The 11,922-nt window shown below is 45.9% G+C and carries 7 protein-coding genes and 1 pseudogene; 3 read left to right on the top strand and 5 right to left on the bottom strand.

The features are described 5' to 3' along the window. Nucleotides 1–175 precede the first annotated feature (175 nt). A pseudogene (locus Q0R17_RS16695) lies at nucleotides 176–1,734 on the bottom strand (IS3 family transposase). Between the two features lie 248 nt (nucleotides 1,735–1,982). On the opposite strand from Q0R17_RS16695, the gene Q0R17_RS16690 reads away from it, so the two are divergent. After that, the gene (locus Q0R17_RS16690) at nucleotides 1,983–2,414 is read left to right on the top strand and encodes a carboxymuconolactone decarboxylase family protein (RefSeq protein WP_293936962.1); all 432 of its coding nucleotides are present in this window, start codon (nucleotides 1,983–1,985) and stop codon (nucleotides 2,412–2,414) included. 14 nt (nucleotides 2,415–2,428) lie between these two features. Here the strand turns inward: Q0R17_RS16690 and Q0R17_RS16685 are convergent, their stop codons facing one another. Together Q0R17_RS16685 and metE are read right to left on the bottom strand one after the other, a co-directional pair. Beyond that, nucleotides 2,429–2,941, bottom strand: coding sequence for a GAF domain-containing protein (locus Q0R17_RS16685; RefSeq protein WP_293936958.1), 513 nt, complete (start codon nucleotides 2,939–2,941; stop codon nucleotides 2,429–2,431). A 46-nt stretch (nucleotides 2,942–2,987) separates the two neighbouring features. After that, on the bottom strand, nucleotides 2,988–5,330 hold the full coding sequence (gene metE / locus Q0R17_RS16680) for a 5-methyltetrahydropteroyltriglutamate--homocysteine S-methyltransferase (RefSeq protein ID WP_293936956.1): 2,343 nt from the start codon (nucleotides 5,328–5,330) through the stop codon (nucleotides 2,988–2,990). Nucleotides 5,331–5,688: 358 nt separating this feature from the next. Between metE and Q0R17_RS16675 the strand changes: the two genes are divergently transcribed. Both Q0R17_RS16675 and Q0R17_RS16670 read left to right on the top strand, forming a co-directional pair. Continuing rightward, nucleotides 5,689–6,621, top strand: coding sequence for a LysR family transcriptional regulator (locus Q0R17_RS16675; protein ID WP_293936954.1), 933 nt, complete (start codon nucleotides 5,689–5,691; stop codon nucleotides 6,619–6,621). Between the two features lie 132 nt (nucleotides 6,622–6,753). Further along, a complete protein-coding gene (locus tag Q0R17_RS16670; protein ID WP_293936952.1) occupies nucleotides 6,754–8,043 on the top strand; it encodes a leucine-rich repeat-containing protein kinase family protein in 1,290 nt (429 codons plus the stop codon). 24 nt (nucleotides 8,044–8,067) lie between these two features. Here the strand turns inward: Q0R17_RS16670 and Q0R17_RS16665 are convergent, their stop codons facing one another. Together Q0R17_RS16665 and Q0R17_RS16660 are read right to left on the bottom strand one after the other, a co-directional pair. Beyond that, entirely contained in the window at nucleotides 8,068–9,189 is a 1,122-nt protein-coding gene (locus Q0R17_RS16665) for an HD-GYP domain-containing protein (RefSeq protein ID WP_293936950.1), read from the bottom strand. Between the two features lie 42 nt (nucleotides 9,190–9,231). Then, nucleotides 9,232–11,571, bottom strand: coding sequence for a response regulator (locus tag Q0R17_RS16660; RefSeq protein WP_293936947.1), 2,340 nt, complete (start codon nucleotides 11,569–11,571; stop codon nucleotides 9,232–9,234). Between the last annotated feature and the right edge of the window lie 351 nt (nucleotides 11,572–11,922).

Raw genomic sequence — 11,922 nt, 5'->3', positions numbered from 1 at the left:
TGCTGACCATCACCCAAGCCAAAGTGGCCGCAGTGGGTAAACCACCGTTGATGATCGCCGGCGGAATCGGCGCGGCGCTCATCGTTTGACAGCTGCGGCAGGCGTATTGCGGGCGAATGTGGCGCAACACGCTAAACACCGGTGATTGTCAAAGTAGTTGAGATGTTTTTACGATTTAAGCTGCTTGTAATTCCTCGCTTGTTTTAGGTTCAATGACTCGGTCCGGGTTGAGTTGCACTTCGTTTTGCCAGCTCCAGTTCCGGGTCGCATTACGCCACCGTTCCGGTCGTGCCAAGCGCGCGGCTAGGTAGAGGGCATGGCGTTTTTCTAACAGCGCTTTATCCTGCCCTTGATGCCGTTGCGACGGCGTGACGAATTGAATCCCGCTGTGCCGGTGCGTATGACTGTACCAATCCACAAAGCGCCGCACCCATTGCCTTGCCTCATCCAGACTGGCAAAGCCTTTAGGCCAGGCGGGCCAGTATTTCAGCGTGCGAAACAAAGACTCCGCATAGGGATTGTCGTTGCTGACGCGGGGACGGCTAAATGAGGAGGCGATCCCCAGCATCTCCAGCTTGGCTTTCAGGGTATAACTTTTCATCGGCGCACCATTATCTGAATGCAAAACCAGCGGGTTCATGCTGCAGCGCTGGGTCAACACGCTGCGTTGCAGCAGCTCAGCGGCTAATTCACCGGTTTCTTCTGTGTGTACTTCCCAGCCCACCGGATAGCGGCTGAACAGGTCTTCAATCATATACAGCTTGTAATACTCACCTTTCACCTGACTCGGCAGCCAGGTGATATCCCACATCCAGACTTGATTCGGGCCGGTTGCGGTGAAGCTAGTCGGTTTGGCTTTGCGTACCGCTTTGGCAGCCCGCCCACGATGCTGAAGCTGATTGGCTTGACGCAGCACGCGGTACATCGTTGATTCAGAAGCTAAATAGCAACCTTCGTCGCTCAGAATAGGTACGATCTGGCTGGGCGGAACGCTATTAAAACGCGGGTTGTTGCACACCGATAAAATCGCCTGGCGCTCGGTATCACTCAGCTTATTCGCCGGATCATTCCGCCTAGCCAAGGGGCGTTGATCCGCGATCACCTTACCGGCCGCTTGCCAGCGATACCAGCTATGCACCGAAATGCCGATGATTTCACAGGCGCGGGATAAGGCCGCACCCGCATGACAAGCCTGTCTAATCCACGTGGTAAGCCGCTCCCGTTGATCCAGTGACGTTAATCTTCCTCGGATTCGCCCCAAAGGGCGCGCACCTTTTTTTGCAGAATCAGTAACGCTGCCGCCTCCGCCAGTGCCTTATCTTTACGCAGAATTTCCCGCTCCAGCTGCTTGTTTTGCTTGCGCAGCGTTTTGTTTTCCTGCGCCTGCTCGGGTGTGATGACTTCAGCTTGGCCCTGCGCCTGAATGGAGAGATCGCGCCATTGCTTCACTTGCTCCGGGAATAAACCCTTGGCACGACAATATTCGCTCAGCTCGATTTCTGACATGCCAATGGTTTCGACAACCACGGCAAAGCGGGTTTGGGCAGACCAGTTTTCAGTACTGCGATGGTGTTCTGGCACGGGGCGGCCTTCCTGGCGAAGTTGATTTCGCCAATTGTACAGTGTGGCTTCGGAGAGGTTTTCTTGCAAAGCCAACTGCCGGATGCTGCTCGGAGATGGAGCAAGCATTTTGCTTAAAATAGCGTCTTTACGAGCCTTGGGAATACGCGACATGATGAGTAACCAGCCCCCTGAGTAAGTTGGAATCCCTGAAAAGAGAGTATCTCAACTATCCTGACACAGGGGGGAGGCAGAGCTTAAATATAGCGATCACAACCAATAAATAGTTTACGGAAATCACAATTGAGCATATTCGCTATTTACTCATTCATAGTAAAAAAGCTCATCCGCGTATGATATTTATTGTGCATGGTTTTCGTGGATAAAATGATTTTGCTAAATGACTTATTAAGCAGAGTGCAATGCCCCAATTACGACTCCCCTACTTTGATTTATCTAGCGATGCTCTTGCTGGATTACGCAGCGTAAAAAATTATTTAGAGCATAGCTCACTTGATCAAAACCTATTGGAATGGCTTAATTTGCGGGTATCGCAAATAAATGGCTGCTCTTTTTGCCTAAAACTACACAGCAAAGCATTAAGGAGTAAAGGAGAAGAAAATGAGCGCTTAGATAGCCTAATGGCTTGGAGAAGGAGTGAGCTATTTAGCCCTAAGGAACGCGTGGCGCTGAATTGGGCTGAATCACTCAGCCGTATTTCAGAAACCCACGCACCTGATGTGGATTTTGCGGCATTAAAGGCGTACTTTAGTAATCAAGAAATATCAGATCTTACCTTTGCAATTACCAATATGAATGCATTAAACCGTATTGCAATTGCAATCCGCCAATAGCATTCAATTGATTATCAATGCAAACTATTTTCTAGCATTAAAAAACCATGCTCTATTTCTTGCATCACCAATTTTGCCATATCGGATAGCATTTCAATTTCAAATGCATTGAGCTGGCGCGGCACGCTATCAATTAAACAGAGCGTGCCTAATTTAGCCCCATTACTGGCAACTAATGGCGCCCCAGCATAAAACCTAATTTGCGGCTCCCCCGTAACCAAAGGGTTATCAAAAAAACGCATGTCTTGTAACGCATCTTCAATCACAAAAACCCCATCTTGCAAAATAGCATGACCGCAAAATGAAATATCCCGTGGCGTTTCTTTAGCACCTAGCCCACAAGTCGATTTAAACCACTGCCGCTTGCTATCAATCAAGCTAATTACTGCAATTTTCACCCGAAAAAAGGCAGCCGCAACGATGGTAAGGTTATCAAAACGCGCTTCAAACGGAGTATCCAAAATCAATAGCTCTCGCAGCGTTTCTAGGCGCAAGGCCTCGTTTGAAGGTATAGCCGGCACCTGCATACACAATCCTGTCTAAAAATAACAGGTGCCATTATACTCTTGAAATCTAGTTGCAAGCACAACCACTATGAAGATGTGACTTAGTGGTAAGTACAGCAAACTCCGGCAAACGGCCATGCTCACTTAAGTGCTGGCGTGCTTGGCGAGTAGCCTCCAGCATATTGGCAAGAGCAGCTTCGGTTTCTGGCCAGTTACGCGTTTTTAAGCCGCAATCTGGATTGACCCACAGCTGCTCAACGGGCACCACCTCAGCGGCCTTGGCAATCAGACGCAGCATATCTTCTACCGGCGGAATACGTGGGCTGTGAATATCGTATACACCAGGGCCTACTTCATTTGGATATTTGAAGGTACCAAAACCTGTCAGCAATTCCATATCTGAACGGCTGGTTTCAATGGTAATCACGTCAGCATCCATAGCGGCAATCGCTGGCAGAATATCGTTAAATTCCGAATAGCACATATGGGTGTGAATTTGCGTTTGATTAGCAACCCCAGATGCCGAGATACGGAAAGCGGCGGCGGCCCAATCCAGATAAGCGGCCCAGTCGCTCTTTTTCAGCGGCAGGCCTTCACGGAAAGCGGGCTCATCAATCTGGATAATGCCAATACCGGCGGTTTCCAGATCCACCACTTCATCACGAATCGCCAGCGCAATTTGCTGTGTGGTAACCGAACGCGGCTGATCATCACGCACAAACGACCATTGCAAAATAGTCACCGGCCCTGTCAGCATGCCTTTCATTGGCTTTTGCGTAAGGCTTTGCGCGTATTGCGTCCACTCTACCGTCATCGGCGTTGGGCGGCTCACATCACCAAACAATACCGGCGGTTTTACGCAGCGGCTGCCGTAGCTCTGTACCCAGCCAAACTGGGTAAAGGCAAAGCCAGATAATTGCTCGCCAAAGTATTCCACCATATCGTTACGCTCGGCTTCGCCGTGTACCAGTACGTCAATACCCAACGCTTCTTGCTTATCCACCGCAAGGCGAATCTCTGCCTGCATCTGGCTAATATAATCAGCCTCTGCTAACGTTCCTTTCTTAAACGCGGCGCGCGCAGCACGAATTTCCTTGGTTTGTGGGAAAGAACCAATGGTGGTGGTTGGCAATGGCGGCAGATTAAAGCGCGCTCTTTGCTCGGCCTGACGCGTGGCAAAGATAGCATGACGACGGGCATCTACATCGCTCAGTGCGGCAATGCGGGTGCTAACAGCAAGGTTATGAATTCTAGGTGAAACCTTGCGAGAAGCCACTTTAGCCGCGTTTGTCGCCAGCTCAGCACTGACATCTGCGCCACTCAGTGCGCGTTTTAATACACTGATTTCCTGCAGTTTTTGCTTAGCAAAAGCTAGCCAGCCTTTCAGCTCATCATCTAGCTTGGTTTCCTGCGCCAAATCAACCGGCACATGTAGCAGCGAGCACGATGCGGACAACCAAATATTGCTACCCCGATGCGCTTGTAAGCGCGCCAAAATAGCGGATAAATCGCTAACCCAGATATTACGGCCATCCACCACGCCCAGCGATAAGACCTTGCTACTTGGCCAGTTAGCAGCGAACACATCCAGCTGTTGCGGCGCACGAACTAAATCAAGATGCACACCGGCTACCGGCAGATCACGCAATAAAGCGACATGAGCCGAGACCGATTCAAAATACGTAGCCAGTAAGATTTTTGGCCCAGTATGAGCAAGGCTGCGGTACGCTGGCTCAAATGCCGCTAGCCATTCGCTTTCTAAATCTAAACCTAAGATTGGCTCGTCTAATTGCAGCCATTCCACGCCCAGCTTGGCTAGGCGCTCTAATATACGATTGTAAGCTTTCAGCACTTTAGGCAGTAGGCTGAGCTTATCAAAAGCAGCTTGCTCTTTTGACGCTGACTTAGCTTTGGCTAGATAAAGGAAAGTCAACGGGCCTGGCAGTACTGGCTTTACCGTGTGCCCCAGCGATCTAGCTTCTTCAATTTCATAGAAGAACCAATCTACGCCACCGGAAAAATCGCTGTTTTCATCCAACTCAGGCACTAGATAGTGGTAGTTGGTATCAAACCACTTAGTCATTTCCTGAGCAGGCTGGGCGGTATTGCCACGCGCCAGCTCAAAATATTGTTTTAAGCTCAGGTTTTTAGCATCAAAGCCAAAACGGGCAGGCAACACCCCCAGCAGCGCAGAAGCATTCAGCATCTGGTCGTACCAAGCAAAATCACCCACGGCAACAAAATCTAAGCCCGCTTCTTTTTGCCATTGCCAGTGCTGGCGGCGCAGGCAGCTACCCGTTTGCGCCAGCGCGCTTTCATCGATCTCCCCCTTCCAGAACTGCTCAACAGCGAACTTCAGTTCACGCTGAGCGCCAATACGCGGGAAGCCAGTAATATGAGCAGTAGTCATAGAAAACTCCAAATGTTATGAAAATAATTTTTCATGAAGATGATTTGTATCATGCATGCTAGATTGGTATGATTCAAATTCATTATTTTCATAGCAATGATGAATTTTACTCAACAAAATAAAACCTTATACTTTAATAAGTAAGGAAGCTAAACCTTGAAGCGCTGATAGCAGCAAAAACAGCGAAAATCCCTTAAAAAAAACTAAAAAATAAGCCTTAGCTTGTAAAACACTCAAAAACTAAAGCCAAGCCACTTAAAGGGATAAAACTTTCTCTATAAAGCGCCGTACCTTCTTGGATCGAAGTGGTTCAAGATTTGTGTTTTGACTCATAGATAACGCCACTAAAAGATTAGCCATGCAATCAATACTCGAACTTCGCCACCTTAAAACCCTACTCGCCATTCGTGAGTCTGGTAGCCTGACCCGCGCTGCAGAACGCTTGCATCTGACGCAATCTGCGCTTTCGCATCAAATCAGATTATTAGAAGAGCATTACGCGCTGCCGCTGCTGATCCGTAAATCAAGCACTAAATCTGCCACACTCCGACTCACTCCGGCAGGAGAAAAACTGGCCCTATTGGCTGCAGAAGTATTGCCACGCATAGAGCAGACCGAACGCGATATCGCCAAGCTCAGAGAAGGCGAGGCAGGCCAGCTGCGCATTGCCGTGGAATGCCACACCTGTTTTGACTGGCTGATGCCTGCGATGGATAACTTTCGTGGCCACTGGCCTGAGGTAGAGCTGGACATCGTGTCTGGCTTTCATGCCGACCCAGTGCAGCTTTTATTTGAAGAACGAGCGGATTTAGCGATTGTTTCCGAAGCTGCAGACGAAGCGGGAATCAGCTATCAGCCGCTATTTAGCTACGAAATGATCGCCCTGATCGCCAAAGATCACCCACTGGCAGCCAAAGCCTATTTAAGCGCCGAAGACTTTGCCGATGAAACGCTGATTAGCTATCCCGTTCCTGATGAAATGCTTGATTTATTAAGAAAGGTGCTTAAACCTGCGGGCATTAACCCCAAGCGCCGAACCACCGAACTGACCGCAGCTATTTTGCAGCTGGTGGCTAGCCGCCGTGGCATCGCCGCCCTACCTAGCTGGAGCGTCCAGCATTATTTGGAGCGCGGTTACGTGGTTGCCCGGCCCATTACCGCTCAAGGTCTCACCTCGGATCTTTACGCCGCCATCAGCCACGCCCAAGCTGATACGGCTTTTGTACGTGACTTTGTGAGCACCATGCGCGAAGTCAGCCATATCAGCCTACCCGGTGTAACCCTGTTATAAACAAGCTAGGGCCTGTTGACGTTTCATTCACAATTGCGCTGAATGAAACGTCAACAGGCCCTAGGGGCACGGCATGCCGTACCTCTACAAAAAACATGGGATAATCGCGGCCTATCTTACTGTTTGTAGCCCATGCATACTCTTTCTCAATTACGCTCTGGCCTGCTGGCGGGGGTTTCTCGACTTGATTTGTCTTGCGGGCTGGCTGAATTTCCTCAAGAAATTTATCAACTGGCTGATTCTCTAGAAATCCTAAATTTATCAGGTAATTCGCTCTCATCCCTGCCGGATGACTTGCCGCGGCTACACCAGTTAAAAGTGATTTTTTGCTCAGACAATCAGTTTCAGCATCTCCCTGAAGTGCTAGGGCGCTGCCCTCAGCTCTCTATGGTGGGCTTTAAAGCCAATCAAATCAGCAGCGTCAGCGCGGCAGCCCTACCAAAAACGTTACGTTGGTTAATTCTGACCGATAACCAACTCAGTCAGCTGCCCGCCGAGCTAGGGCAGTGTCTCTTCTTGCAAAAACTCATGCTGGCGGGTAATCAATTGCAATCATTGCCTGCAGAGCTGGCAGCTTGCCAAGATTTAGAGCTCATCAGAATTGCTGCAAATCAGCTAAAAGTTTTACCTGATTGGCTATTTACCCTGCCTAAACTAGCGTGGCTTGCTTTTGCAGGCAATCCATTCTGCAAAGCCCCTCCTCCTCCTCTATCGAGTCAACTTGTTCACTGGCAGGATTTACAAATCGCCGAACAATTGGGCGAAGGTGCTTCTGGTCTGATCTACAAAGCCAGTTGGCAAATAGAGGAAGCCACCCAGGATGTGGCGCTCAAACTCTTTAAAGGAGCACTCACCAGCGATGGCCTACCGCAGTGCGAAATGGCTGCATGCCTTGCAGCCGGTGAGCATCCAGCGCTAATCGGTGCCATTGGTGAGGTAAAACATCACCCTGAACAAACTCCAGCGCTATTAATGCCACTGATTGCGTCAGGCTTTAGCAATTTAGCGGGCCCGCCCAGCCTAGAATCGTGCACTAGGGATATTTATCAGCAAGATCAGCCATTTAGTTTAGATATAACGCTACGTATCTTAAGCAGCATTGCCGCTGCCGCCGCACACTTACACGCAGCCCAGATCCTGCACGGCGATTTATATGCACACAATATTTTGATCAATACCAAGGGTGAAACACTTTTAGGGGACTTTGGCGCGGCATCTTTTTATACAGATACGCGATTACAAAAAATTGAGGTCAAGGCATTTGCCTATCTTTTAGAAGAGCTAATCAGCCGTACAGAAGGATCGCCAGCCCTGCTCAATCAGCTGCTTCATCTGCAAGCACGCTGCTCACAAAGCGATCTAGATAGCAGACCAATATTTACAGAAATTTTCCAAGAATTAAGCACACTCTCAAACAACTAAAAGCACCAGAGAGGGCAAGTAGGCCTAATGATGCTCACCCTCTTCATCAGAAAAGAGCACCGTAATATCAGGGAATGTATTTTGAATACGTAATAAAGCATCCACCACCACAGGATCAAAATGTGCACCACGGCCTTTTACAATTAAATCAATCGCATCTGCATGAGAAAAAGGCGGCTTATAAACCCGCTTAGATACCAGCGCATCATAAACATCAGCAACTGCCATTAATCGTGCAGATAAAGGTATATCTTCACCCTTTAAGCCCTGAGGATAACCACTACCATCCCATTTCTCTTGGTGGCTATACGCAATTTCACGTGCATAATGCAAAAATTTATCTTCTTTAGAGCCTAAATAACTCTCCACCGAAGTAATTACATCCCGTCCATATACGGTATGCATTTTCATTAAATTAAACTCTTCATCCGTCAATTTACCCGGCTTCAACAAAATATGATCAGGCACACCCACTTTGCCAATATCGTGCATCGGTGCCGATTTATACAGCCATTGAATATTGGCAGGTGTTAATTCCTCGCTAAACTGAGGATCGTCTGCCAACTCTAACGCCAATAAAGCTACAAAATGCTGAGTGCGCCGCAGATGTTTTCCAGTCTCGTTATCTCGTGTTTCAGCCAACGAAGCCATAGCCAAAATAGTTGCCTGCTGTAAATGTGCCAATTCTCTAGTGCGCTCTTGCACCAAATGTTCTAAATATTGATTTTGATTTTTTAAAAAAACCTGTGCAGCCTTTAAAGCCAATTGTGTTTGCACCCGTGCCAATAAAATGGTCGGAATAATAGGCTTACTAATATAATCTGCACCACCAACAGAAAAACCCTCTTCCTCATCCTCAATAGCCGTTTTTGCAGTCAGAAAAATAACCGGAATATCTTCAGTTTCTTTATCAGCTTTTAATTTTCGACAAACCTGATAGCCATTAATATCCGGCATCATTACATCCAGCAAAATAAGATCAGGCCTTGGCTCAGTCAAAACCAAACGCAAAGCAACATCACCATGATTAGCAACTTTCACCCGATACTTATCCCGTAATAGGCCATTAAGTAACATTAAATTATCTGGCGTGTCATCCACCACCAAAATGGTCGACCTATTTTCTTGCGATTGCAATGGTTCCATCACTACTCCTTATTCACTAAACATTTAGCATTAACTATTGATTTAAATGGGAGAGTTCATCATCCATTCCAAAGCATCATTAAATGCAAACTGATTAATGAATCGCGCTAGCTCATGGCTGCGCCCTTGCCATAAGCATTCAAAACCGAGTTGATTTTCTTCAAAAAACTCACATGCAGCAGCATCGCCTTCTTGTAATAAATGCTGTAAGCCCTCAAATAGTGCTTTTCTTCCCTCCTCATCTAAAGGAGTGATTAAAGATGCAGCCACTGCAGGTAACTCTTCAGTCGTTTTTTCTTCAAAATAAAAATGCTGCAGTGATTCAAGCAAGTAATGCAAAGCATCACTCACTTCAATTTGCATCTTCAATATTTGGGGCTTCACCACAGTCTGGCCTAAGGCCAACTCAAGTTCTGCGGAATATTTTTGTACGATATCAGCACCAATTGTTGCCGCAATTCCTTTTAAAGTATGCGCATGTCGCTTAGCCTCACTCCAGTGCTCAGTAAGCAGCGCTTCAGCTAAACTAGCCTGCACTTTTGGTATTTCGTCTAAAACCTTAATCAATAATCGCCGGTAAAAATCAGGATTGCCCATCGCATATTTAAGGCCCATCACCATATCTAGACCCGCAATATCACGAGGAAGCCCAGCAGCAGCCAAATCATTTGGCACAGCGATTTTCTTTGCCACTTCTTTCACTGCAGCGCTTTTAGTATGTGGTAACCACTTAATCAATATATTCATTAATAAATCAGAATCAATCGGCTTAAGCAAATGGTCACTCATGCCTGTATCCATGCACATTTGCCTATCTTCATTCATGGATAAGGCAGTCAATGCCACGATAGGAATAGAGGATTGATGTTGACCTCCACGAATAATCTTAGCTGTACTCCAACCATCCAATACAGGCATTTGAATATCCATTAAGATCAAATCAAATGTTTGCTTTTCTATAATATCTAGCGCCTGTTGCCCATCACTTACCACAGTCACTTGCATACCTGCATCAATCAATATTTCACTCGCAACCTGTTGGTTTAATGCATTATCCTCAACGAGTAATATATGAGAGCCAGCGCGGGCCATTAATTCTGCTCGCTGAGTATTTTCTACGGGAGTGATTGGGGCCATCGATTGCATGTTTTTTTTGAGCGGCACACAACACCAAAAACAACTGCCTTTTCCCAGTTCACTGACAACGCCAATTTCCCCTCCCATTAATTTAACTAGTTTTTTAGCAATCACTAAGCCCATACCTAGCCCACCAAACTTCCGAGTTGCTGAAGTATCAGCTTGAGAAAATGCCTGAAATAAACGCGCCTTTTGCTCATCATCAATGCCTAGCCCCGTATCGCTAATAGAAAATTTAATCGTAATATCCAGTTCACTTTCTGACTGAATATCCGTTTTTAGCTCTACACGGCCTTGCCGAGTAAATTTAATAGCATTTCCTACCAAGTGTAATAAAATTTTCTGTAATCGTGCGGCATCACCTACTAATGCTTCAGGTAAGTGAGAAGGCAAGATAAAATTCAAAGCTATATTTTTTATTTTTGCTTCATCTTCACATTTTTTTTCTATAGTTTTTAATATTTCATTTAAATCAAAAACAGCACACTCCAAAACTAACTGCCCTTCTTCCATTTTAGAAAAATCAAAAATATCATTAACAATACTTAATAAATGCTCACTAGACCGCTGAATAACTTCTATATAATTTTTTTGTCTTATATTTAATTCAGTTTTAAAAAATAGATGCGTCATTCCAATAATAGCGTTCATTGGAGTACGGATTTCATGACTAATATTTGCTAAAAAATCGCGCCTTACCTTTACTGTTTCATCTAAAATTTGTTTAATTTTATTGTTTTCTTTTGCTTCACTTTGAACTGCAGAGTTATTCTTAACCAATAAACAAATATTCGCTCCTTCGATCCCTTGATTTGGCAATAAACTCAAGCGCATTTCTCCAGAAAAAGAGCTTCCAGTAAACGTTTGCCAATCAAATAAACTTGCATCACTCAGCGCATCACTATCGCTCATCAAATTAAAGCTATCCAGTAATGTTAAAAGTTTTTCTCTTTGATCTGCAACCACTAACGCGTCAAGATTTAAACCTAATAATTTTGTTTTTGGATAAGCAAATAACATTACTAATGCATGATTTGCCCAAACAATTTTTCCTTCAACATTAATCAAAAGCATCGCATCTGAAGATAAATTACAAATGCTTTTATAACTTGCATCTGCATCTCTCTTACTTTGTTTTCCACTCTCTAAGGCACGTAGATGTAAGGCGGCCACCTCAGCCAATATTTGCTGAAAATCTGCGGATACTTCCTGATACTCTGAAAAACTTTTCACCTGGGTTTGCACATTACATACTCCATTGATCAATCCCCCAATGCCCCATGCACTTCAGTCCCCGCCAAGATAGAACATAACTTAAGCAATTAATTCTAGATCATTATTTTAAATAATTCCCCATCATGAACACATCACCCAATAAAAATGCACTAGAAGCAAAATACTCAATAAACATAAAGTATTTTACTTTTAGTGCATTCTTACTATTTAGCCGAGCAATTTCTCCCGCGCAAAGCAAAACCCCCGCCTCTTTCGAGTACGGGGGTTCTGTTTACTACATAAGGTGTCTGGCGATGACCTACTTTCACACAGGTAATCTGCACTATCATCGGCGCTAAGGTGTTTCACTGTCCTGTTCGG

The organism is Iodobacter sp. (assembly GCF_025352645.1).
Lineage (GTDB): Bacteria > Pseudomonadota > Gammaproteobacteria > Burkholderiales > Chitinibacteraceae > Iodobacter.
Note: the sequence above shows the minus strand (reverse complement) of the source record. Positions and strands in the feature narration are given on the sequence as shown.

Excerpts from the sequence above, each read along its gene's own strand:
- Q0R17_RS16690 (WP_293936962.1), top strand. The coding sequence starts at position 1,983 with ATGCCCCAATTACGACTCCCCTACTTTGATTTATCTAGCGATGCTCTT.
- Q0R17_RS16685 (WP_293936958.1), bottom strand. The coding sequence starts at position 2,941 with ATGCAGGTGCCGGCTATACCTTCAAACGAGGCCTTGCGCCTAGAAACG.
- metE (WP_293936956.1), bottom strand. The coding sequence starts at position 5,330 with ATGACTACTGCTCATATTACTGGCTTCCCGCGTATTGGCGCTCAGCGT.
- Q0R17_RS16675 (WP_293936954.1), top strand. The coding sequence starts at position 5,689 with ATGCAATCAATACTCGAACTTCGCCACCTTAAAACCCTACTCGCCATT.
- Q0R17_RS16670 (WP_293936952.1), top strand. The coding sequence starts at position 6,754 with ATGCATACTCTTTCTCAATTACGCTCTGGCCTGCTGGCGGGGGTTTCT.
- Q0R17_RS16665 (WP_293936950.1), bottom strand. The coding sequence starts at position 9,189 with ATGGAACCATTGCAATCGCAAGAAAATAGGTCGACCATTTTGGTGGTG.